Source organism: Proteiniphilum sp. (genome assembly GCF_034331125.1).
Lineage (GTDB): Bacteria > Bacteroidota > Bacteroidia > Bacteroidales > Dysgonomonadaceae > Proteiniphilum > Proteiniphilum saccharofermentans.
Window position 1 is genome coordinate 15250 of the sequence record NZ_JAXQGC010000028.1, and the last position, 24902, is coordinate 40151.

14 protein-coding genes are annotated in these 24902 nt (G+C 46.6%); all 14 read right to left on the bottom strand.

Annotation, left to right across the window (positions count from 1 at the left end; genetic code table 11):
• Positions 1–14: 14 nt before the first annotated feature.
• Entirely contained in the window at positions 15–1325 is a 1311-nt protein-coding gene (locus tag U2P89_RS05805) for a DUF389 domain-containing protein (RefSeq protein WP_322190884.1), read from the bottom strand.
• A 147-nt stretch (positions 1326–1472) separates the two neighbouring features.
• A complete protein-coding gene (locus U2P89_RS05810; RefSeq protein ID WP_322190885.1) occupies positions 1473–3284 on the bottom strand; it encodes a family 43 glycosylhydrolase in 1812 nt (603 codons plus the stop codon).
• Positions 3285–3478: 194 nt separating this feature from the next.
• Complete coding sequence (locus U2P89_RS05815) at positions 3479–5020, bottom strand: sulfatase (protein ID WP_322190886.1); 1542 nt, start codon at positions 5018–5020, stop codon at positions 3479–3481.
• A 2-nt stretch (positions 5021–5022) separates the two neighbouring features.
• On the bottom strand, positions 5023–7317 hold the full coding sequence (gene bglX / locus U2P89_RS05820; RefSeq protein ID WP_322190887.1) for a beta-glucosidase BglX: 2295 nt from the start codon (positions 7315–7317) through the stop codon (positions 5023–5025).
• 197 nt (positions 7318–7514) lie between these two features.
• Positions 7515–8888: a glucoamylase family protein gene (locus tag U2P89_RS05825; protein WP_322190888.1), complete on the bottom strand. Its 1374-nt coding sequence runs from the start codon at positions 8886–8888 to the stop codon at positions 7515–7517.
• 30 nt (positions 8889–8918) lie between these two features.
• A complete protein-coding gene (locus U2P89_RS05830) occupies positions 8919–10412 on the bottom strand; it encodes a Gfo/Idh/MocA family oxidoreductase (protein WP_322190889.1) in 1494 nt (497 codons plus the stop codon).
• A gap of 3 nt (positions 10413–10415) precedes the next feature.
• A complete protein-coding gene (locus tag U2P89_RS05835) occupies positions 10416–11210 on the bottom strand; it encodes a DUF1080 domain-containing protein (RefSeq protein ID WP_322190890.1) in 795 nt (264 codons plus the stop codon).
• 5 nt (positions 11211–11215) lie between these two features.
• On the bottom strand, positions 11216–13417 hold the full coding sequence (locus tag U2P89_RS05840) for a glucoamylase family protein (protein WP_322190891.1): 2202 nt from the start codon (positions 13415–13417) through the stop codon (positions 11216–11218).
• Between the two features lie 13 nt (positions 13418–13430).
• A complete protein-coding gene (locus U2P89_RS05845; protein ID WP_322190892.1) occupies positions 13431–15086 on the bottom strand; it encodes a glucoamylase family protein in 1656 nt (551 codons plus the stop codon).
• Between the two features lie 100 nt (positions 15087–15186).
• The gene (locus U2P89_RS05850) at positions 15187–16275 is read right to left on the bottom strand and encodes a LamG-like jellyroll fold domain-containing protein (RefSeq protein WP_322190893.1); all 1089 of its coding nucleotides are present in this window, start codon (positions 16273–16275) and stop codon (positions 15187–15189) included.
• A 23-nt stretch (positions 16276–16298) separates the two neighbouring features.
• Complete coding sequence (locus U2P89_RS05855) at positions 16299–17828, bottom strand: RagB/SusD family nutrient uptake outer membrane protein (protein WP_322190894.1); 1530 nt, start codon at positions 17826–17828, stop codon at positions 16299–16301.
• 20 nt (positions 17829–17848) lie between these two features.
• Positions 17849–20866 carry a TonB-dependent receptor gene (locus tag U2P89_RS05860; RefSeq protein ID WP_322190895.1) on the bottom strand — a complete coding sequence of 1006 codons (3018 nt, stop codon included), beginning with the start codon at positions 20864–20866 and terminating at the stop codon, positions 17849–17851.
• A gap of 286 nt (positions 20867–21152) precedes the next feature.
• Positions 21153–24035 carry a triple tyrosine motif-containing protein gene (locus tag U2P89_RS05865; RefSeq protein WP_322190896.1) on the bottom strand — a complete coding sequence of 961 codons (2883 nt, stop codon included), beginning with the start codon at positions 24033–24035 and terminating at the stop codon, positions 21153–21155.
• Between the two features lie 27 nt (positions 24036–24062).
• Positions 24063–24788 carry a hypothetical protein gene (locus U2P89_RS05870; protein ID WP_076931211.1) on the bottom strand — a complete coding sequence of 242 codons (726 nt, stop codon included), beginning with the start codon at positions 24786–24788 and terminating at the stop codon, positions 24063–24065.
• Positions 24789–24902 lie beyond the last annotated feature (114 nt).

The following is a 24902-nucleotide window of genomic DNA, read 5'->3' on the forward strand; positions in this document are numbered from 1 at the left end:
TTCCCGTACCCGTCTCAGAAGAAAAAGTAGGTTTTGGCAGCTTTGTTATTGAGGCGTACCTGTATCCATTCTGATATCTTGTTTTGTTCATTCTGCCCGATCACTGTGGCGGAAGTGAAGATGACAACCGGCAGCCGCTGCGAGCGGGTGGTATCGGCAAAGACGATCGACTCGGCATACGAACAGCTCTCTATTTGCGGATAAATCTGTTTGATTTCCTTTAACAGATTCTCTCCCATGGCGGGGATATTGTGGATGCTGTCCAGTTTCAGCTGGGTTTGTTGCAGCAAGGTAGTGGTGATGTTCAGCCTGTTCTCCAGTTCCTGTGCTTCTGTCAGGTAGCGGCTGGTGCTTTGCAGCAGGATTTCGGCGTCTGCCCCTTTGATAATATTGATCTTTGAGGTATCCAGTTGAAAGATAAGCGCCTTGTCTTTTAATTGTACCAACTCTTCTTCGGAGGGGCCATAGCCGGAATAAAGCAATGAAATGGTCTGCAGGTTCTCATCGACTTTGGCTTCGATCAGGTAACTGCTGTTGAGTACTGAGATATTCTGCAGATAGCGGTTGGTGTTCTCGGTGAAACGTTCTTTCTGTACTAAGTTGTAACCGAGGATAATGCTGGGGATAATGGTGATGAGCAGTATGGTGGTGATGATGCTGTTCACCCTTTTGCGGTGGCTTGGGTCGATGAAGCTGCTGATGGGGAATTTGAGGATCTGGCAGACAAACAGTGCCGCTACCGCGATAAATACCGAATTGATGGTGAAGAGATAGAGGGCGCCGAAGAAAAAGTTGAATTGCAGGGTAGCAAGCCCGTATCCGGCAGTGCATAGGGGAGGCATGAGGGCGGTGGCGATGGCCACTCCCGGGATCACATTCCCTTTCAACCGGCTGCTGATCGCCAGGATGCCCGCCAGTCCTCCGAAAGAGGCGATGAAAACATCGTAGATGGTAGGGCTGGTACGCGCCAGCAGTTCGGAATGGGCCGTATTGACGGGTGTAATGAGGAAGTAGAGTGTTGAGGTGAACAGGCTGACCCCGGCGGCGAAGGAGAAGTTCTTCAACGATCGTCGGAACAGACGCCAGTCGTATGTCGCGATGCTGTAACCCATCCCGTTGATAGGCCCCATCAGGGGGGAGATAAGCATGGCGCCGATGATGACGGCCGTCGAGTTCATGTTCAACCCCACTGATGCCACCAGGATGGCGCACATCAAAATCAACAGGTTGGTACCTTTAAAGACGATCCCTTTCTCAATTTCAGTGTGGATCGCGTCAAAATCCTCCAGTTCTTTTCTGATATCGAAATAACCAATTAAACTCATGTCGTAAGCGAATGAATAACACAACTGCCGCGCAGGGTTGCTGTTGCAGTTGTTTTAATGGCTCAAAGATGCAAAAAATAACTGAAAAGAAGCGACGTTTGTGCTTTTTTTCTTCCGGCCTGTTGATTTTTTGTACGGATAAGCGCTTTATCTCACCCGGGTCGTCCCAGAGAGGGGCGATATACCGTTCTCGTTGAACGCTTCAATCGCGAAATAGTATTCCTGTCCCCTGGTCAGTGCCCTCAACTCATAGCTATCGTCGTTGTATATCATCACCGAGTTGTTGAGTTTATCCTTTTCAATTCCCCAGTAGAGCACGTATCCCATGGCGCCGTCCACGGCATCCCAGCGGATATCGGCATTGCGCTGGTCGGATTGTCGTTTTACGGTGAATGATTCCGGGATGGCGGGCCTGGGTCCGTTACCATTGCCGAATACCCTGAATTCGCCTATGGCCAGATAACGGTTGGGGAAATAAACATTCTTAAACCGGACGAACCGGCCCTGCACCGCTTCTGCTAACTCGATGTAGGCATGGGGACGGTCTTCCTGGTTTTCGGAGAAATCCACCACGGTTTGCCACTCTTTGCCGTCTACCGACAGTTCAATTACGAACTGCTGCCGGAGCGTATCGGGCTTCCCGAATATATTGGCGTTGAAATCCTGGTAATTCAGTTGAAAGGCGTTGATGGTCATGCTGCGCCCCAAGTCCATCTCAAACCAGATGGAGTCGCTGTTGCTTTCGGCCACCCAGAGTGTGCGTATATTTTCATCGTTGATCATGGATATATCGTAATCGGCCTCTTCCTGTTCGAGCATATACCCTTTCTCATGTTCATCCGCTACATTGCGTTCTACGCCCGTCAGCACGGAGTTGGTTTTTACCGGTTTGTCCTTTGACAGCAGCATCCAGCCGGTGAAGCGGTGCTTGTGGTCTTCTACCTCCACATCGGGGAGGTAGTGCGGGTAATCGCCATAGGCGGTGTTGACATACATCTGGCCGTTCTCCTCGAAACCGGCGGGATACATGCCTATCCTGCGTTCGAATTTGAAATTCACCGAGATGGCCATGGTAGAGAAATGCCAGTGGTTCCCGTTATTGTCCATTACCGCGCTGCCGTGCCCTGCGCCGTTGAGGAAGCCACCCGGCTTGTATGCTACAGGGTTGTAAGGGGCGTAAGTGAACGGGCCCAGGGGATTGTCCGAGGTGTACACCCCGTCGGCATAGACGTTCCACTGCGTGCCGGGGGCACCATACATCAGGTAGTATGTGCTGTCGTGCTTTACCATCCAGGGCCCTTCGATAAAGGGCGCCACATCGGAGCGATGGTCCTGCCCGAAGCGTTCCCATCCGTGGTTGTCGGGATGGAGGTTGAACAGGTCCACTTGTTCCCCTTTGGGGATATAGTAGTTGTCGGGATCCAGTTCCACACCCCTGATTGGCCATTTGTTGGAAGACTCCTCATAGAGGTAGACCCGCCCGTCGGTATCGACAAAGATATTGGGATCCTGGATGCCGCCCGGAGGATTCAATACTGCGAAGTTGGTCTTCCAGTCGCCCAGTTCGGGGTTGTCCGTTTCGATGATCGGCCCCCTGCCGGAGGGATCGCCGTAGACCAGCACCTTGCCGTCTCTGACTGCTGCGGCAGGTGCGTTGGAGCCGCTGAAATACCAGCTGACCGGACGGATAAACCGCCATGATCCCATGTCTTCCGATACCCAGTAGCCATGGGAGCGTGTCACGAACATATAGTATTTCCCTTTGAAATTAACTACTGCCGGGTCGGCGCCGGAACGGTAGGAGACATCCCTTTCCGCCCGGTAATGCGACATATAGGTATAGTCGATATCCACCGGGTTACAGTAGGTGCGCTGCGTCTTCGCGTTTTGCGCGATGGCGCTGAAAGAAATCATGCACGCAATGATCGCGGCCGGGAGGAAGATATTTTTGTTGGGCATAATTAAAATTCAAGATTTAAAATTCAAGATTCAAGAACCAAGACTGTTAGAACCAAGACTGTTAGAATAAAGAGTAAAGATTATAGAAATTCAAGATTCTCAACTTCTTGGACTTCTCAACTTCTTCACTTCTTCACTTCTTCATTATTCACATCATCACTACCTGTCCCGACTTGTCGGGATCACCACATCAATCACCGCTCTTCCGGGACTTCATAGAGGGCCTGTAGGCGTTGCAATTCGCGTTTCAGTTCACCGGTAATTTTTCCGGTGCCTTTTGCCCCGTAAATATTATGCATTTCCGTGGGGTCTGCCTCCAGATCGAAAAGTTCCCATATATCCTCTTTATAAAAATGGATCAATTTATACCGGTCGGTTTTCACGCCATAATGGGCGCGTACGCTGTGGAACCCCGGAAATTCGTAGTAGTGGTAGTAGAGTGACCGGCGCCAGTCGTCCGGCGTCTTGCCCGTTTCGGCCATCTCTTTGAATGATCTTCCCTGCATATCCGACGGTACCTCAATCCCGCAAAAATCGAGGAAGGTAGGTGCAAAGTCGATGTTCTGCGTAAACCCGTCGACTTTCGTGCCCGGTGCTATATGCCCTTTGTACTGCATAAGGAGGGGCATCTGGAAAGACTCTTCATACATGAAACGTTTATCGAACCAGCCATGTTCCCCGAGGAAAAATCCCTGGTCGGTGGTGTAGATCACAATGGTATTCTCATCGAGCCCGGTCTGTTCGAGGTAATCGAGGATCTGGCCCACGCTTTCATCTACTGCCCTGATGGTAGCCAGGTAATCCTGCATGTAGCGTTGGTATTTCCATTCGGCGATCTCTTTTTCATTCCGCGGGGTAGTATAGAAGTCGTTGTTCCGTTCCCGGTATGCTTCAAAGAAACGTTGTCGTTCGTCCGGCGTCAGGGTTTCGATAAAAGCATGCGGCCATGGGTCATAGAGCAGACTGTCACTATCGATACCTGTCACCATTTTCAGGTCGTGCCCTTCGTACATATCGCGGTAGATATTCATCTCCTGATGTTTTGCGGCATACCTGCCTTGGTAATCATCGAAATAGTTCTCCGGCACGGGGAATACCGTCTCTTCATACAGGTTATAGTGTCGTTCCGCCGGAACCCAGTTGCGATGAGGGGCTTTGTGTTGCATCATCAGGAAGAAAGGTTTCGTCTCGTCCCTTGTCTGCAACCACTGCTTGGTGAAGGTGGTGATCAGGTCAGTGACATAACCGAAGTACTGCACCGTATCATTCTCCGTGATAAAATCAGGATTGTTATAATCACCCTGATCTTTCAGTATCATCCAGTGGTCGAAACCGGTGGGTTTAGAGATCAGGTGCCACTTACCGATCAATGCGGTTTGGTACCCGTTCTCCTGAAGAATTTTTGGAAGTGTCTGTTGTGTCCCGTCGAATTCTTTATTCCAATTAGCCAGGAAGCCGTTTTTATGACTGTGCTTGCCGGTCAGGATACTGGCCCGGCTCGGTCCCGAGATGGAGTTGGCGCAATAGTTGTTCAGGAACTGCGCCCCGTTGTCGGCTATCCGGTCGATGTTTGGTGTAGGAGCCAGTTTTGAGACAGGATGCCCATAAGCGCTGATCGCCTGTGTGGCGTGATCGTCGCTCATGATAAAAATGATATTGGGGCGTTTGTCCGGTTGTTGGGCAATAGCCGGTAACGCCGATAAAGCAAACGCCCCGATGGTGATGATTTTATTCATTTTTATTTAATCCAGAAATCAATCTCGTTGGAATTATCGGCAGCATGTTGTGCTACCCAGAGTTTCATATTGCCAGGCTCTGTCTTTTTCTGCATATCGATACCGTAAAAAGCCAGATCCTCGGAAGCCAGTTCGAACGTTACCTGTTTAGACTTACCTGCTTGTAATGCGACCTTTTGAAATCCTTTTAATTCTTTCACCGGGCGGGTTACACTGGCTACAAGCTGGCGGGTATACAGTTGTACCACGATCTCACCATCGACTTCCCCTGCATTCCTTACATTAGCTGTCACTGTGATCTTGTCGTCTTCTGTTTTCAGTGTCTTTTTATCGATCTGTGCATTACTGATCTCAAACGTAGTATAGCTCAATCCGTATCCAAAAGGATAAAGAGGCGTGATGGAGGTGTCGAGGTAGTTTGACTTGTAGTCTACCGACTCATTATTCAGATCCACTGGCCGACCGGTATTCTTCTGGTTGTAATAAATAGGGATCTGGCCTACGTTCCGGGGGAATGACATCACTAATCGTCCCGACGGGTTGTAATCACCCGCGATCACGTCGGCTATGCCGTACCCTCCCTGTGTACCGGGGAACCAGGCCTGCAGGATAGCGTCCATTGTTTCATCTTCCCATGAGAGATCGAGCGGGCGTCCGCTCAGAGTGACCAGCACCACTGGTTTACCGGTTTCTTTCAATGCCCTTAGCAGTTCCCGTTGCGGTTCGGGCAGACGTATGTCGGTCCTTACGGCTGCTTCACCCGACCAGTTGAAATCTTCTCCCATCGCGGCGATCACGATATCGGCACGCCGTGCGGCTGCTACTGCTTCGGCTATCTTCGCGGATGTGGTTTCAGTGATGGAACTTCCTTCTACATAGATAAGCCTTACCGTGGAACCTTCATATTTTTCCGTAAGTCCTCTCAGGATAGGTACACTTTTATTACGGTCACCCAATCCGGCCCATTCGCCGTTAAGGTTGATGGAGTCGTTCATCAGCGGTCCGATTAAGGCGACTGTTTTTCCGCTTTCTTTGGTGACGGGAAGGGTTTGGTTATCGTTCTTCAGCAGCACTACCGACGATGCCACGGCTTTGCGTGCCGTCTCCATGAATTCGGGTGTCATCGTGTTTTGCTTTGCCCTCTCTTCGTCGAGGTAACGATAGGGATCGTCGAAGAGCCCCAACAGGAATTTCATTTCGAGGATGCGGCGTACGGCGGTGTCGATACTTTTTTCAGATACTTTTCCTTCTTTAACCGACTCTGTCAGGTGTTTAATAAAGGTTGCACCGGTCATGTCCATATCGATCCCTGCGTTTACCGCCAGTTCTGCAGCATGCTTCTCATCTTTTGCCACACCGTGGGGTACCAGTTCGTTCACACCGGTGTAATCGCTGACCACAAACCCTTTGAAGCCCCATTCGTTACGCAGCACCTCCGTCATCAGCCACCGGTCTGCGGTAGCCGGTACACCGTTGATCTCGTTAAAAGAGGCCATGAAAGTACCCACGCCTGCTTCGTGTGCTGCCCGGTAGGGCGGCAGATATACATTCCGGAGGGTATGCTCCGACAGTTCTGCTGTGTTGTAATCCCTGCCCGACTCGGCGGCACCATAAGCCGCCAGATGTTTGCCAGTGGCAAGGAGCGTAGTGAGTTCACGCAGGGAGTTGACGTCTCTTCCTCCCTGGAACCCGAGCACCCTGGCTTCTGCCACCTTGCTACCCAAATAGGGATCTTCCCCGGCACCTTCCATTACCCGACCCCAGCGGGCATCCCGGCCAATATCGACCATAGGAGCGAAGGTCCAGTTGATCCCGTCGGATGCCGCTTCAATAGCGGCAATCTCTGCTGTCCGTTGCATCATCTCCAGATCCCATGAGCAGGCTTCTGCCAGCGGAATAGGGAAGATAGTTTTATAGCCGTGGATCACATCCTGTCCGAAGAGGATCGGGATACCCAGCCTGGTTTCTTCCACGGCAATTTGCTGCATCCGACGGATCCCCTCTACAGAGGTCGCATTGAAGATACTGCCTATCAGTCCTTTTTCCAGATAGGGCTGGAAATCATCGGACATCACCGGGCCGGTGATCGACCAGTTGGCGGAAAACTGCGTCATCTGACCGATCTTCTCTTCGAGTGTCATCAGTTTCAGTACTGAATCCACCCGCTGCTCAATCCGCTTGTCGCCACTAAAGCTTTGCCACTTGCCGCCTCCCGGAGTGCCGGATGAAGGTGATCCGCAAGCCGCAAGCAAGACCACCGTTAGTATGTATACTGTTGAAATAATGTATTTTTTCATTGTTTCTATTGATTATCATTATAAATTACCAATGACAAATTACTAATTGCCAATTTGTTATGGTTCTGAAATTTTGAATCATTGAATCTGGAATCTTCACTCCGTAGATTGTCTGTCGTCTCTCGGTATAATGCAAACAAGTTTGCTGCTGCCCTCGTTCCTAAGAAAATTCATTTTTAGTTTTTCACTTTTAATTTTTAATTTTCATACGTGAATCCCAGTTTCTTCAATCCTTCCTGGATCTCAGGTGCCCCCATGAACAGGTTCCAGAGCAACCCGGTACGGTAGTTTTCGATCATTGGCGTAATAGTGAGTTGGTCAATAGCCAGGTATCGTTGCGGATACCAGTCATCCTGTACGCTGAACGCGTCGTAGAAACCATATTTACCCCATATCTTATCGCCCAGGTCGAAATAGAAGTGCTTCAATGCCTTCATCGATTGTTCGGGCGTGTAAGGGAAGCTGGATAATGATGCAGTAGGCGTAATTACGCCTAAGTCATTCTTCACCGGCATATGGGCCGAATATCCGTTCACTGAATAGCTGGCTGTCAGTCCCCAACAATTATCGCCATATCCTTCAAACCCTTTGGGGTTCTCCACGCAGTATTCGTAGTTTATAAGCGCATGATTCCTATTAAGTTGCCAGTAATCGGCATATTGGTCTTTCAATCCTTTCGGACTAAGCCCAATATGGGAATAGTGCGACCAAAATAATGGACCACCATATTCTTCCGCTCCGTTATGCTTTAATATTAGCGGATGGCCATAGGCCACGGCATCGCTCTTGATGTCCCCGCCGCGCGCCCATCCGTTATGGTAGGCCGATGCCGGGATAGGGTGGGTGGGCGAGGAGACCGCCAGGATATAGGTGATAAGGCACTCGTTGTATCCTTCCAGGGGGAAGTTCATCTCCCAGCCGTATTCGGGGCTCCAGTGCCAGAAGAGCACATCCTGCCCGTTCAGGTACCACGTCCAGTCCATTTCCCGCCAGAGAGTATTAATCTTTCCGGCCAGTTGTTTTTCGCTCTCGTTTCCGTCCTTAAAATATTCCCGTACGCAGAGCAAGCCTTGCATAAGAAAAGCGCTTTCTACCAAATCGCCACCGTTATCTTTCTTCCCGAACGCCTTTACTTTTCCCGTGGGGCCATGCAGCCAGTGAGGCCAGACACCGTGGAAGCGATCGGCTGCGGCTAAATAATCGGCTATCTTATGCAACCGCTCAACACCTTCTTCACGGGAGATAAACCCCCGGTCGATCCCGACAAGCAGGCCGGCGATACCGAAGCCGCTACCTCCAGTAGTGATGACGTCCGCATCGTTTTGGGGATAAACACCATCCATATGTATGCGTTCCGGAGCCAACCCCGATATGGGTTCCGCCCCTTCCCACATATAATTGAGATGGGTTTTTTGGATGAAATCGAGAAACTCGTCATCCGATGTGAAGGCAACGGGATAACTCTCTTCTCCCGTTGCGGCCGGCTCTCTTTTACTGCTGTTGTTGCACGCTATGAGAAAAATGCCGCCGATAACCAGTGCGGTGATCGATAAGAATTTGCGATTGTTCATAATTGCTCAATTTTCTGTAAAATCAATTTTTTATCCGGGCATAGCGGGTAATATCCAGCCTTCCCTGTAAGTATGTTTTATATATTCATTTGCAGCCGCAAGTGCATTGAATTTTTCTGTTTTTTCATCGAAATGGGGATGACCCTCTATCACTTTGAATGAGTTTTCGGAAATGATTACTAATTCTTCGGAAGGCGAAATGTTAGTAAACTTCATATTGTCGCCGTCCCATCGTAATATTTTCTTTAAGTTTTGTAATCTGATAGCCAACACTCCAAGAAGTACCATTTCATTAAATGGCCCCGAATAGGAAAAATTGGCAGATGTTTCCACCCGGCTTTCGGGGGATTCTTTACATGCCCTCACCCAGTCTTGTTCGTGGTATCCATCTGTATATCCGGTTGCACCGGGAACCCGTCTTAACGATTGAGGTACATCTGGCTCCCGGCCGGAGAGCAGGCGCGGATTAAATCCTCCGCAATCACAAAGGAGTATATCTTTAGATCCCACAAACAGGCACCCACCAAGACCATCGCGCATAAGGTCGGTGCCGTCGGGGAGCTGATCGGGCCGGTCGGGCATCAATCCGCCATCATACCAGTGCACACTCACTTCAGGCATAGCCACTTTGGGGAGATTGTCCCTTTGAGGAAAACGGAACTCTACTTTTTCCGATTGGGGTGGGGATTCTGTGTTGATGGGAGATGAACTGCCTTGAATACTATGTGGGTATTTCAGTTTCAACGCCTGATATACCGGATCTAAAACATGGCACGCCATATCCCCGAAAGCACCGGTTCCGAAATCCCACCATCCCCGCCAGTTCCAGGGCGTATATACTTCATGATAAGGACGGAAGGGTGCGGGGCCGAGGAAAAGATCCCAGTCGAGTGTGGGCGGAACTTTCATTTTTGCCGTGGGGCGCTGTAATCCCTGTGGCCAGATCGGACGGTTTGTCCAGGCATGTACTTCCTTTACTTCACCAATTTCGCCATTCCATATCCATTCACAAAGCTGTCTCACACCATCCCCTGAATTACCCTGATTACCCATTTGGGTGGCTACTTTGTGTTTTTCGGCCAATTTTGTAAGGAGCCTGCTTTCATAGATGGAGTGGGTGAGGGGTTTCTGGCAGTAAACATGTTTGTCCATCGTGAGCGCCGTAGCTGCTATGATCGCATGGGTATGATCGGGAGTGGAGATCATGATCCCGTCAATATCTTTTCCTATTTCATCGAACATGCGCCGCCAATCTTTGTAACGCTTTGCCTGTGGAAATTCTTTAAAGCAATTGTCTGCATATTTCCAGTCTACATCGCATAAACCAATGATGTTCTCGGTGTTCATTCCCACGAGATTGGGATGTCCTTTTCCACCGATCCCAATGCCGGCAATATTCAATTTATCGCTGGGCGCCTTGAATACTTCGCTACGTTTCACACCACTTACTACGTAAGACGGTAATATTGTCAGTCCGGTTACAGTAAAAAGTGTATTTTTTATAAAGGTTCTCCTGGTAGCCATTATTTATAACTCCTTAATTTTAATATTCCGGAACCAGACTTTAGTTCCATGATTTTGCAATGAGATATTTCCTTCGTCAAATTTTCCCCAATCGGGGAAATCGGTCCATTTGCCACTATTACGCAATTCGTTCCATTCATCCGAGTATTTGGTATAGCTTACTACCAATTCACCGTTTATCATCTGTATTACATCGTTTCCTTCCACAACCAGTAAAAGCCGGTTCCATTCACCGAACGGATTATAAGGCTTGGCTAACGGCGGATACATGGCATAGTTCGCACCATGGATCTGCCAATCTTCCAACGGGTCAGGCCAGTTGTCGTGGTCTATCAATTGAAATTCCGGACCTGTTTCGTAAGGATATTTATACTTGCTGTCTTCTTTTAGCTGGAAAATGATACCGCTGTTCGCGCCTTTACTTAACTTATATTCTACGGTAAATGCGAAATTCCTGTATATTTTGTCCGTAATGATGTCCTGCTCTTCTCCCATTCCTGTACTGTTCACGGTCAGACTTCCGTCTTCAATACTCCAGAATTCAGGAATACCCTGCTGATTATAGCCATGCCAACCGTTACCGGTAACTCCATCGAAGAGCAATTGCCAACCGGCGTCTTTTTCTTTATCACTTAATTCGTTTAACTGCGACGTGAAAGAAATCTCCGAATACAACTCTTTTGCACGATCTACGGTCAAACGGGATCCATCCCCGACTTTTTTACTCTGGCTCCCGGTACAAAGAGTCAGAGAGCAGGTGCTTACGCCCAATAAGATATAATAAAATATTTTTTTCATACGATTTATCTGATACTGTTTATTTTTTCTATTCCCTTCTTGACATCGGGATGGCTCATGAACAGCTCCCATATCAGGCCACTCCGGTAATTTTCTATCATCACGGTGATGGGCGCCTGATTCAGCCCCATAAAAATGGATGAGCACCAGTTTTCGGACAGGTTGAAAGCATCTCTGAATCCGTATTCTCCCCATAAGAAGTATCCGTAATTCCTGTAGTAATTCTTAAGGGCAGCCATCGATTCGTGGGGTGTATAAGGAAAAGAAGCCAATGCGCCGGTAGGGGCAATAGTTCCGTTATCCCTGAATGGTACGGGCTCCTGTGCCTGATAACCCCATGCGAAATCACTGGCAGTAAGTCCCCAACAATCGGCTCCATAACCAACATAATTTCCGGGATTTTCCATGCAATAGCGATAATTGATCTGTGCAATGGTTTGATTGTTATGGAAATAGTTCGTAAATCTGTCAGTAAAACTGTGCGGATTTAATCCCAGATAAGAATAATGGACAAAAAACAGAGGACCACCGTTGGAGACACCTATATCCAGTTTTAATCCGTAATAGGTCTTTCCGTTTGCATAATGAGAACCGTCATCAGTTTTTCCCCAGTTTTTTCTATAATCCTGTGCTATATCGGAAAGACTTGCCCAACCGCTGTAATACATTTCAGGTTCAATGGCATGCGAAGGAGACATGATTGCCAGTAAATAGGTGATCATTGTCTCGTTCCAACCGATCAGGCGGTGGTCGATCACCCACTCCTGATCGGGCGACCAATGCCAGTATAGGAACGGGCTTTCGGGATAACGCTTATACCAGTCCCATTCGATTCCTTTCCAGAAGGCATCTATTCTTTCCCGGATCTGTTTTTCTTCGTCAGTATCCCGGTTAAAATATTGATGTGCCGCCAACAACCCCTGCGCGAGGAACGATGTTTCCACTAAATCACCGCCATTGTCTCTCTGACCGAAGAAAGGAATGGTCTTGCCTGTGGTACCGTCTATAAAATGCGAAACAGCGCCATGGAATTTATCAGCCCCCGATAGGAACGAGGTGATGGTCGTAAATCTTTCAACCGCTTCTTCCCTTGTTATGAATCCCCTTTCCGTGGCCGCGATAATCGCCATGATCCCAAATCCTGACGCTCCGGTGGCAATCATATCTCTTCTGCCGGGAATATTTTCACGGGCAAGTCCACTGTTTGGCTCCGCACCTTCCCAATAATAGCGGAAATGGGCCTCCTGCACCATATCCAACAGTTGCTCGTCAGTCATTGGGTAAGTGGTCGCCGCTATTGCTCCCGATTCGGGGGATTCTTTTAATGCATAGTCTACGGCTGTTACTTTGTACCATGCCTTATATTCCGTTTCACCTACATAATCGGTGTAACGGTTTAACCAGGGACGGCTGATACCTATCGGATCATAAGATATCCCGTCATTGGAACGATAGATGCGGTAATATTTTATTTCTCCTTTTGCCTGTGGTTCCCAAACCACATCGATATGTCTCTCATATGCTTCGACCTCTTTCAACGCAGGGGTGGATAAAGAATCGGTTTCCGGTAAAGATGCGGGCAATAGTTCAATATCGTCGAGATAAAGCGTATATTGCTTTCCGTCTTTCGATCCGGGATAAAACGCTACGGCCGCTAAAACATTTATGTTCGTGTCGTTTATTTCATTTATTTCGAAATCAATCAGGGGAATTCGTACATTGTGCCATGTCCCTCTGTTTTTTCCGGGTATATAGTCTGCCACTCTTAACTGTTTGGTATAGGTACTGTCTTTATACCTGATCGCGATCTTAGGCAGTGCATTGATCTCAAAATCTTCTCCCATGAGAAGTTGAAGCGACAGTACATCGGGCGTACGAAAGAAGTCGATTCCTCTCACGCGTTGATATTGCACTTCACAATACCATTCCCCTTCCATGGAAGATGTGTATGTCAACTCCAATGAATTACCGGGACTGAAAGATATATCGGAGACCGGCAACCGGTTGTGTATATTTTTTATCCATGAGGGATCGGTGTAACCGGTTTTTGTGTAATAGTAGGAACCATCCATCGGACTATTGTCGAAAAACAGGTAATCATACAAATATTTCGATGCCGTCTCATTGCCGGATGAGAATGATTGTCCATACATATCAACCCGTAACATGAATGTCAGGGCAAAGAATAAAAAAAGAAATTTTTGCATAACCATCCTTGCTTCAATAAGTAAATCCGAGTTTCGTTAGTCCTGCCTGTATTTCAGGAATATCCATAAAAAGATCCCAAATCAGTCCGGTCCTGTAATTTTCGATCATGACGATGATAGGCCCCTGGTCGATTGCCAGGAAATCACTTGCATACCATTTCTCCGTCAGATTAAATGCGTCTATGAATCCGTATTGTTTCCATAATTTATCTCCTAATTTATAATAGAAGAAATGAAGCGCCGCCATGGATTCCTCAGGTGTATAAGGCATTGAAGACAAAGCGGCCGTTGGCGTTATCACGCCTTTGTCGTTGGTAGGAGAGTGCGCGTTGTATCCGTTATTTCCGTCGCTGGCGGTCAATCCCCAACATATCCCGCTATATCCCAGATGATTGGACGGATTTCTACTGCAATATGCATGATTGATCCTAGCGTGATTTACATTCTGTTGCCAGTAATCGGCATATTGATCCTGCAAGTTCTTCGGATTTAAGCCGAGAAATGAGTAATGGGCGAAAAAGAGGGGACCTCCGTAAGAAGGGCCTAAGGGTAGTTGGAAATCGTAATATGTTCCATTGTTCCTCATATTGCCATTATCCGCCCAACCATTGTCATAAACGGTTTTACTGATCGGGAAGGTAGGGGATGACGCTGCCAGTACATAAGTGATCAGACATTCATTCCAACCTCTGATCCTATGGTTCATCTCCCAGCCGTAATCGGGACTCCAGTGCCAGTAAAGCACCTCTTCATTATTACGTCGGAACCACGACCAGTCGACCGCTTCCCATAATTCAGTGATCAATTCCCTCAATTCTTTTTCTTCCGGATTCTCACCTGTGAAATATTGCCTTGCTGTCAATAGTCCCTGGAATAAAAAAGAAGTCTCTACAAGGTCCGCACCGTTATCTTTTTCACTAAAAGGCTGTGTCTGGCCGGTACTGCCATTGATCCAATGGGCGAAAGCTCCATGGTACGGGGTGGCATTATTTTTCAAAAAGCGGGCGATCTTCAACAGGCGGGTCACTGCTGCCCCCCGGTCTATGAATTGTCGTTCAACGGCCACGATCATTGCCATAATCCCAAATCCGGTACCGCCTGTGGTGACAATATCTCCCGATGAACTTCGCTCACGAGCCATCCCGCTTACGGGATGCCCGAAATCCCAGAAATACCTGAATGTTTGTTTTTGAACCAGTGTCAGCAACCCTTCATCGGGGATAACAGGGAATTTATCAGTAGAATCCAGTGCCGTAACCATGTTTACGGAGACCGGCGCGATAAGGGATGCTTTTCGCTTACTTTTCAGATTTGTCGATACGGTCAATGTATATTTTGATAACCATCCGAGAGGGGAGGATGGCCTTATCACAATGGCGCTATCGCCATTCATGAAGGAAATCCCTACGGTGACCTTGTTCATATCCTTATCTGCCAGACTGATTGCCTGTGAGGCCGATGATTGATCGATCGCGGTACTGAATGAGACCAGGATCTCCGGATTCCTTCCGACGTTTTCATACCTGAGCCCGTCTGAGATCCCGTCTATCACAACCGAACGGTATGTCAACGGAACGTCGTTCTGGTCGGAACCTCCCGGAGTCTCTGCCTCTTTGTCACAGGCAATGATAAAAAAGAACAGAATTGAATATGTAATTAATCTTATCATCGGTAAGCGGTAAAAAAGCCCTACCCAACTTTGTGTGTAGGGCTTTTCTTTTGTTTTGACCAAAAATTAAACCAAACAGCTCAAAAGCAGAAGCTGATTCTTAATTTGCGATAATCGTTTTAATTTCTGCCTGTGTCAATGCTTTATTGAACAAACGCAACTCATCGATCAGACTCCGGTCTGAGAAGTGACTCCAACCAGTAAATCTGGGAGCTCCTGATCCGATAGATAAAATATCACATCCACTCCAGCTTATCCCTGTAAAAGGGTCTTCTTTCACGACTTCCCCGTTAAAATACACCGCACATTTCGAATTGGATATGGTAAAAGCGATATGTACCCATTCTCCGGTGTTTGCTAGACTTGCATTATCTCCTCCGTCGAACCAAACATCAGATGTCCCATTACCTGCATTCAGTTTAAAGGTTTGTTTAGTAGAACTTCCCTCTCTGAAAAATCTAAATCCGTGATTTCGATTATTCATTGCAGTAGGGTTTGCGGTGTCTTCAGGACCGATAACTAATATCCCGGCCCGGTCGGGAGAGGAGTTTAATTTATACCAGAAGGCTGCACTGAACTCCGTACCTAAAAGATCAAGACCTTTGCTTTCATCTTTTGTAGGGAAAGTAAGGTAGGCGTCTGCAGCTCCTAGGTATGCTTTTTGGATTTTTCCATCCGCAAAAGAGGGGTTGCCTACTTTTGTCGCATCATTTATGCTGACAAGGTCCAGATAATCGCCATCAAATGGCAAATAGAATATTTCACCATCAAATTCAGGCACATATGGAGGAACTTTTTCAAAGTTTACTGACTGTGTAGTGGACTTTCCAGATAAATCTTTTGCAGTTACACTGAGTGTATGCTCACCATTAGTAAGTGTAGCATGGTTGTGTGAGATGATCGAATGACGGTAATCTTTGAAATCCGAAAAAGTCATAATATCTGTCCCATCAAGACTTATGGTTACTGATGCGAGTTCAATGTCGTCTGTCACATCAGCCCGAATGTTGATCGATGTTACATCTTCCCTTACTCTGATTAATGTGCCTTCTAAGGGATATTGTACCTGAATCACCGGCGCCGTTTCATCCGGCCCCGGATCAACCGGCGTGATAGGATCAATACCGCTTTCACAAGCCATGACAAAGATGGCCATCATGCTGAATAATAAATATTTGAATGTCTTCATTTTTTGTTAGATTAGATGTTTATTTATTCTCCTCTCAGGGCCGGAAGTTGGTCTACCTGATTCTGCGGATAAGGCAGAAATGCGAGATTCGGAGTGAAAGTCCTTCCATCATAACTTAATTCATTATATCTTTCCAACCGCAACATGTCATAATAACGGGTACCCCATTCCATAGCCAGTTCGGCAAACTTTTCATCTATCACCTGCTGGTGTGTTACTCCCGACAGATTGCCCAAGCCGGCCCTGTTCCGTACCAGGTTTACAGCCTGATCGGCTGTCATTGCAGTTGAGGATGCCCCGCTGGTTAATGCTTCGGCATGCATCAGCAATATTTCGGAATAGCGGATAAGCTGCATATTCTTACTGGAACTATACTCGGTTCGCCCGGGAATGATCTGGTCGCTTGGCAGATAATGTTTCCCACTGGAAAACAGGGCACGGGCAAAATCGTTGATCACATCGCCTGACCGGGTAGTGTTGGAAATCCAACCGGGCAGGGTAGCGTATGCAGGATCTTTCCTGATTTCCTGGATTCCTCTGTTGGTAAAGAGCACGCTGGTTTCAAGGCGTGTCGTCTCACCCCTGTCAAGCATAAACTTGATATATTTCAGGCTGGGTTCAAAAAATCCCCATCCGCCGCCAATGCCCGTAACACTAGGTGTCCAGTTTTGAGGACCGAAAAATGCCCATAAATAGCTTTTCCTGTCTCCGGAACCTTGTCCGAAATCGGAATACTGAAATTCCAGAATGTTCTCCCGGTTTAATTTTCCCTTTGTTTTGAACAGTTCGTAAAAGTCCGGATCCAGTGTGAACCTGCCTGACTGGATAATTTGTGAGGTCGCGTCCGCGACAGCCTGATAATTCTTTAATTCAAGATTGGCTAAGGCTTTTACTGCAAGCGCGGCATATCTGGTCACTCCTCCGGGAATATCCGTCCGTTCGCTGGGATGTATATCGGGCAATGCATTGATAGCTTCCGTCATCTCATCGGAGATAAACTGCATCACCTGCTCTTTGGTAGAAAGCTCCGCTTCAAGTAATTGGGTGGGATCATAACTCGTCGGAATGAAAATATCACCCCAGACACGGGATAGCTGGAACAGCAGGAAGGCCCGCATAGTTTTGATCTCAGCAATATATTGGTCGGCCAGACTATTGCTGCCCCCATTTTCTCTATAAAGCTCTATTTGATCTATTGCCGAATAATGGGTGAATACCCTGGAATAAAAACCTTCCCAGAGAGAGTTGTACATCCAATAATCTTTGTTATAGCGAAAATGATCGGTTTCCATAAAATCCTGCTGGTCACCTAATCCTCCGGCATTCACATCATCTCCACGGACAGAGATAAGCGGATAGGTTTCCCAACCAATATCATAAAATTTTGCATAAGCTCCTATCAATGGGAGGATCATATTTTCCGATTGGGTATAATCGGTCTCCCCTGTAAACGTCCTGTTTTCGGCCGGTTCATCCAGCAGGTCATGGCAGGCGGTAAAAAGCAGCATGAGCAGAATGAAAGGAACGGCTATATATTTTTTTATCTGTTGCATATTAATTTTGAATTAGATAGTTAAAATTTTATTGTTAAACCCACAGTATATGTGGCTGGAATAGGATAGGTTTGTGTATCTATCCCGTTGGGTACTTCCGGATTGAATCCGTTATACTTGAACAGCGTCAGCGGCCGGTCGGCAGTGAGATAAAGTCTCATGAAAGGCATCTGGTAACCAAACCATTGCTGATTCTGGATATTATATCCCAATTGAATATTCTGTATGCGGAAAAATGATCCGTCCTCCACAAAGAAAGTACTCATTTTTTGGTTCCATCCTTTCCTTAATCCGGCTGAAGAAGGATAGCTGTTGGAAGTCCCTTCGCCGTGCCAGCGATTCTCGGCCAGATCAGCATCGATATTGGTATCATTTGTCCAGATAAATTCACCCCTCTTGCGATTAAGGATCTTATTACCGCTTTGTCCCATCAGGCTGAGGGAAAAATCGAAATTCTTGTATCCCAAGCCGATATTTGCCCCGTACATGAAGTTGGGGAAATAAGAGCCGAGTACTACACGGTCGTCGTCATTGACATCACCATCACCGTTAGTATCCCTGAATTTAAGGTCGCCCGGTACCAGTCCGTTCGCTTGGGCAACAGGATCTGCCTCTATTTCCGCTTGATTCTGATAGACCCCTACTACTTCATATCCATAGAATGCCAGGAGAGGTTGTCCTATTATAGAACGTTGCCGGAATTCGGCTGATCCTCCGTCTATATAGGGTTGACCGTAGAGATCGCGTACCTCATTCTTTAATGTGGATATATTTGCTCCTATATTGTACCGGAAATCACCCGCGATCTGGTCGCTCCAGTCAAGGGCCACTTCGAAGCCGGAATTCCGGATCACACCTACGTTTCTGAGCACTTCTCCGCCTACTGCCGGGATTTTTACGTTGATCGCGGCTTCTTTCGTATCACGAATATAGTAGTCGGCATCAAGTGACAACCTGTTGTTGAAGAAATTGGCTGTTACTCCGAAATTCGACTCCTCTGTAAGCTCCCAACGAAGAGATGAATAAACGCCGCCTACTGTTGTCCCTGAATAAAGTACATCGCCCAATGCTGTAGTAATGACGTCCGTTGTAAATGCCCCATCGCTTGCCTGAATTTTATCGTTACCCAATTGTCCCCAACTTGCACGTAATTTCAAAAAATTGATGAGATCGTTGTTGCTTAAAAAATCTTCTTCGGTAAGGACCCATCCAATACCGACTGTAGGGAAATATCCCCATTTTTCCTGGTATTTGGAGCTTCCGTCCGCACGCATTGTGGCGTAGAACAAATATTTGTTGGCATAATTATAAGACAGGCGGCCGAAATAAGACATACCGTATTGGCGCAGCCCGTCGTTGATTACCCCGTCAACCGGTATTGTTTCAGCCTGATCGATATACCATGATTGTTCCTGTCCTATGGGAAAATTCAACCCTTTGGCTTCAAGCAACTCATAAGATTCGTCACGAAATGATGTTCCTCCCATGACACTAAGGTTGTGTTTGCCGAAATTGTCGGTATAGGTCAATAAATTGTCCCAGGTTACGTCTGAATAGATTTTTTGCCTTTTTATCAATTCGGCATTTGGCCTCTGAAAATTATTACCGATAAAATAGGGAAGAAGTACGTGACGTTCTTTCAGGTTATGGTATGCCTGGTTATAAGTGGTTTTGAAAATCAACTTATCAGGAACCAGTGTCGCTTCTGCATAAAAGTTTGCCAGTAATCTCTTTCCCTGATTTCTTTTGTTGCTGAATTGCATTGTCGGGAAAGGGTTTTGTCCCCCTCTGTATCCCATGTCCTGGGCATTGGCAAAATTAATGGGGGTTGCCTGCGTATTCAATTCGTCATACACAGGTAGGATTGGTACGGCAAAATAGGCCAGGTTCCAGGCTCCCACTTCCTCCGGATATTGTGTTGACTGGCTCCAGATAAAATTATTACCAAGTTTTAACCAATCGGTTGCTTTGAAATCAAGTTTTGAGCGAAAATTATACCTTTCATATTCGTTCTTCATATCCAGGATTCCCTGTTGTGCAAAATAGTTCGCACCTACTGAATAGGATACATTTGACCCTCCCCCGGATACATCGAAATTATAATTTTGTATGGGAGCTGTCCGTAAAATCTCCTTGTACCAGTCGGTATTTACATCCGGTATATTGGGGTTGATACGGCTTCGCCCGTAACGTTGCATGGCCCTGTCGATGTTACTGATATCAGTAGATGACCCTGATTCCATTGCCATGGTCACGAATTGTTCGGCATTCGACATTTTTAGCACATTCTGGGCGACTTGTACACCATAATAGCCATCAAATGTTATTTCAGGCTTTTTGTCAAATTGTCCTGATTTCGTTTCAATCAAGATCACCCCATTCGCCGCACGCACACCATAAATCGCGGCAGCCGAAGCATCTTTCAGAATAGATACGGAAGCTATATCCGCAGAGTTTAAAAACCCTATATCATTATAAAATACTCCATCCACCACATACAGAGGCGCCTCATTGTCTCTTCCCGGGTAAGAGCCGATACCCCGGACACGGACAGTCGGGGAAGTGCCCGGACTCCCGCTGCTGACAATCTGTAGTCCGGGCACTTTGCCCTGTAATGCCGACATTGGCTGGCTCGCAGGTGTTTTCATGATTTCATCGGGTCTGATGGTGGTAATTGCCGAAGTAAGGTCTTTTACCCTACTTGTACCATATCCGATCACTACCACCTCTTCCAATGCCTGCACATCTTCCTGCAGCGTTACATTAATAGTGGACCGACCATTCACCGGCTCTTCCTGGGTTAACATCCCTATGTAACTAAAAACCAGAATGGCATCACTCGATACGTTAGACAGGGAATAATTTCCATCGATATCTGTTACGGTACCGTTGGTAGTGCCTTTTACTAACACGGAGACTCCTATGGCCGGATCACCAGTGGATCCCTCGGTCACTGTTCCTGAAACGGTTATCTGCTGGGCAGATAAAAGAATAGAACAGAAGAGAAAACTAATTACTGTTACGATTTTTAATTTCATGGATCCTTTTTTAATTTGTTCATTAAAATTCAATTGTTTTTTCATTCTCATAGATGACAATAGAACTTGTCTTTTCTTACATTTAGCGTAAAATTGATATATTATTTCCCAGGCAAAAATAAGGTTGTGCATGGTGTATAAGAAATAAAAAACCCCGTCAAAAATACGTTATGTTGTATAACATATTTTTAGAGGGTACTTTTTTACTACTTCTGTGAATATTAATACTCTCTTAATTAGATGATTGAAAAATGAGGAGATACAGGTTCTGTAGTACCTTATTAGATTATTGGAACTTGATCATAAAATCGACTAGATTATCGGTTTCCGAAAGGTTCAGTTTCTTGCGTAAACGGTATCGGGCGGCTTCTACGCCGCGGATAGAAATATTCAACATTTCGGCGACCTCCTTCGATGAATAGTTCAATCTGAGCAATGAGCATAACTTCAGGTCGGTGGGTGTGAGTGATGGATACCGTTCTTTGAGTTTCCGGAAGAAATTCTCATGGATCAGGTCAAAATTGCTTTGAAAGAGATTCCATTCATCCTCTTCCGGGAGGTTTTTCCCGATCATGGTGAGTAGTTCGTTGCCCTCGGTGCGATTGATTTTTCCCGCAAGAATGAGTGATTGGATACTTTCCCGCAAATTTTTTAAAAATTCGGAGTGATTGATCAGCATCATGGCGGCACTGGCCAGCTCTTTTCCTTTATAGGTGAGTTCTGCTTCCAGTTTTTCGTTCTGTAATGTAGTGATCTCTTTTTCCTGCCGTTCTATCTGGGCTATGCGCCTGTTCTCCTGTTCTTCGAAAAGTTTGTGTTTTTTACGGACAATTCTCTGTATATGTTTTTTTATCAGAAATCCTGCCAGGGACCCGATAATGAGGGAATATACCAGATATGCCCACCAGGTTTTGTACCATGGGTTTTTTATACGGAATGAGTAGCTTGCGGTAGACAATACTTTTCCCGAACTGTCCTTTATATGCGCGTAGAGGGTGTAGTCACCCGCAGGAAGGTTATGGTAATAGGCAGATCTGCTTCCGTCAGTATTTACCCAACGGCTATCGTATCCCTGCAAATAACTTTCTATCTGGAATATCTTTTTAGAGAATTCGGGGTACAGGAACTGGAATGTAATATTGTTATTCTGGTAAGCGATGATCCCCTTTTTGGTGGGATCGAGATAGAATATCTGATCGTTGTTCCGGTTGTGAAAGGTTATAGATGCGATCTGCAGGTCTGTCTTTACTTCCGGTTGTCCATCAGAGAACGAATATTTCCCTATTCCCCCGTTCATACAGAAGTAGGAACTATTGTCACCGGTTACCAGAAGATTCGCTCTTCCTACATTGGGCGGGTTATTCAGGATACTGTATGGTATACGGTCTTTGATGACATATTTGTTTTCATTATATTCCACCAGAACATACTCTTTATGACGAATGAACCAAAAGAGGTTGTCGTTCACGGGAACGATACGGTGGGTATCGGCAAAGCCGGGCAGGTCATTGTTCAACAGATCGAAAGGAATGATCTTATGCCCGATATCATCATAAGTGAAGAAACGGTCACCGTCGGCAAAAACAATCCTCCCTCTCAGTTTCATGACCTTGATAGGCCGGTAGGTAGAGACCTGCGTACTGTCGAACGACAAATAATTCTCTATCTCAATCACCTTCCGAAGATCGCTATCCAGTTTTAAGCGGTATACGCCTTTGTACATATGTCCTGCCCAGATATTGCCAGCGTGATCTATTTCAAGGTTTTTGATCAGGTCCGAAAAGCCTTCCACGGCGTGACTGAAAGTCCAGTTGCCCGAAGAGTCCTGTATATAGACAAATAGGGAAGTATAGGAGGATTCCAGCAGAATATCCCTGCCGTTGATCGTCGCCTGTTTCATATCCATACCTCCTGTGCGGGCTCCCTGAACAGGTATCTCATGGAAATCCTGCAGGAGTGAAGTGCCCAGATTATGCCCCACGAAGACCTGATTGTCGAAACTTTTGATGAACCACGACTGAATATCGAATCCGGGAATACGGAAGAGGTTCCCGTCGGTGTCGGAAAAACTGTAAATCCCCTGGTTGGTAGCCAGGTAGAGGCGGTTGTCGTGAAACAGTATATCTTCTACCGGCCCGATCTGGCTATCTGCCGGTTCAAAAAAAGATAAAGGGGAATGTGTCCTGATGTTGGAGATGCCGTTGTCGAGGGCGGCCCAGACTGTGTGGTCACGGTCTCTGGACAATGCCAGTACCGTATTGTTGTTGAGCCCGTTGCTCCGGTCAATGTGCCATATTTTCTCCCCATCTTTACCGATCGCGAAAATGCCGCTGTTGATTGTTCCGAAGATGTATGAATCGCCCGAGGCGATAGCACGGTTAATTGTACTTTGTTGCAGTTCACTCCAGGCGGAAATATTCCATGGCGTTAATGTATATTCTTCTTCGGAAAACCGGTATAATCCGTTTTTGGAAGTGACCAACAGCCAATCCTCCTCATAGGGGAGCAGGGCTATTACATTATCGTTATTCCACTGCTCACGTGTAAATACCGGATGAAAATGCTCACCGTCGAAGAGGCAGAAACCGTTGCCGATCAATTGTGCGAACATCTTTTCTCCTGCCGGGAAAAAGTATAAGACTGCGGGATAAGGTTTTCGACTCCTTACTTCCTTCCCGTCGTAGATGAAAATTGTCGAAAATGACTGAAAATAGAGTTTTCCGTTAAACGGGTAGATGCCCCATATCTCATCATTATGGAACTGATGATCCTCCACATTATGCCTGAGCGAGTGATAGATAAGTTGATTGGTTTCATTGGACTCGAAATAACCGAACTCCTCGAAAGAGCCTACGTAGATACGTTCGTTACTGTTGTGGGAGTCGATATAGATAGATTTAACGGAGAGGTTATTAGGCAGGTTATGTAAGTTCCAGTTGACGCCGTCATAACTGAGCATTCCGTTATCATTACCGAAATAAATCACCCCATTGCTCCCCTGGGCAATGGCCCAGTTTTGGTTACCAGCGTTGTAAAGGTCAGTTGTGTAGTTGTAGACGGGAGGGATAAAGGGAATCTCCTGTGCGGCTGGCGACACGGCAAAAGTGATGAATACCACGGTGAAAATTGCCGTGTAAAACTGTTTTCTACAGGCCGGTTGTATCGTCATATCTGATATCAGCGCAATTACAGGAGCTTATTTTTTCTCCAGTATATTTTCAATCTCTTTTTCGCTCAGCACTTTTACATTGGTGAAAAGGAATTTGGTATCGAGAAAATTACCGTATTGGTTACATTCGGTGATAGCGTCATTGAGACTCGATTTTACATCCTTGCTGAATGGGAAGAGCATCAGAATGGTAAAGTAATTTTCCCTGATCTCAAATTTTTCAATCACGACATCTGCTTTTTGCAGTTGAAAGGTAAACTCACGCTCAACCATCTCTTTCTGCAAATCGGTAAAGTGTTGCCTGTCATTGGTTGTGAAAAGTGCAAAGAAACGCAGTTTCTTGTCCTGTCCGCCCAACCCGGAGGAGATATAGACCTGTTGGTGTCCGGAAAGGTCAGAACTTAATACGATGCGACTGCTCACCAATGCCATGGACGACCAGTGCAGTAGTTCCGGTTCCAGTGGGCTGCTGTGATAGGTCTCAATGGAACGGTAAGCACCTACGTCGGGGATAGATGCCAACAAGGTCAAACTTCTCTTCTTTCGCTCGATAGGCTCATCGGGGGAAAATAATATGCTCACCTCATCATCGCGCACAAAAAGGCTGTTCTCCCTCCGTAAGCGGTCGAAGTACCTGAAAAATTCCATTTGCTCCTCAATCGGTACCAGGTCTTCGAGAATATGGAATGAGTCTATACCTTGTTCATTTAGTGTCTGGCGCAATTTTGCCAAAAGATCATTGTGATCACTCATATTACAAAGATAAAACTTTTTCGTTAAGTGAGAGCAGAACAAATATATTTGTTTTGCCGAACGATGAAAAAGTCTAACTTCAGTGAACTTTTTCGTTAAGTGAGAGCAGAACTA

What these genes read in the sequence shown, in the direction of transcription:
- U2P89_RS05865 (WP_322190896.1), bottom strand. Translation starts at nt 24,035, where the DNA reads ATGACGATACAACCGGCCTGTAGAAAACAGTTTTACACGGCAATTTTC.
- U2P89_RS05845 (WP_322190892.1), bottom strand. Translation starts at nt 15,086, where the DNA reads ATGATAAGATTAATTACATATTCAATTCTGTTCTTTTTTATCATTGCC.
- U2P89_RS05840 (WP_322190891.1), bottom strand. Translation starts at nt 13,417, where the DNA reads ATGCAAAAATTTCTTTTTTTATTCTTTGCCCTGACATTCATGTTACGG.
- U2P89_RS05860 (WP_322190895.1), bottom strand. Translation starts at nt 20,866, where the DNA reads ATGAAATTAAAAATCGTAACAGTAATTAGTTTTCTCTTCTGTTCTATT.
- U2P89_RS05835 (WP_322190890.1), bottom strand. Translation starts at nt 11,210, where the DNA reads ATGAAAAAAATATTTTATTATATCTTATTGGGCGTAAGCACCTGCTCT.
- U2P89_RS05850 (WP_322190893.1), bottom strand. Translation starts at nt 16,275, where the DNA reads ATGAAGACATTCAAATATTTATTATTCAGCATGATGGCCATCTTTGTC.
- U2P89_RS05855 (WP_322190894.1), bottom strand. Translation starts at nt 17,828, where the DNA reads ATGCAACAGATAAAAAAATATATAGCCGTTCCTTTCATTCTGCTCATG.
- bglX (WP_322190887.1), bottom strand. Translation starts at nt 7,317, where the DNA reads ATGAAAAAATACATTATTTCAACAGTATACATACTAACGGTGGTCTTG.
- U2P89_RS05815 (WP_322190886.1), bottom strand. Translation starts at nt 5,020, where the DNA reads ATGAATAAAATCATCACCATCGGGGCGTTTGCTTTATCGGCGTTACCG.
- U2P89_RS05810 (WP_322190885.1), bottom strand. Translation starts at nt 3,284, where the DNA reads ATGCCCAACAAAAATATCTTCCTCCCGGCCGCGATCATTGCGTGCATG.
- U2P89_RS05805 (WP_322190884.1), bottom strand. Translation starts at nt 1,325, where the DNA reads ATGAGTTTAATTGGTTATTTCGATATCAGAAAAGAACTGGAGGATTTT.
- U2P89_RS05870 (WP_076931211.1), bottom strand. Translation starts at nt 24,788, where the DNA reads ATGAGTGATCACAATGATCTTTTGGCAAAATTGCGCCAGACACTAAAT.
- U2P89_RS05830 (WP_322190889.1), bottom strand. Translation starts at nt 10,412, where the DNA reads ATGGCTACCAGGAGAACCTTTATAAAAAATACACTTTTTACTGTAACC.
- U2P89_RS05825 (WP_322190888.1), bottom strand. Translation starts at nt 8,888, where the DNA reads ATGAACAATCGCAAATTCTTATCGATCACCGCACTGGTTATCGGCGGC.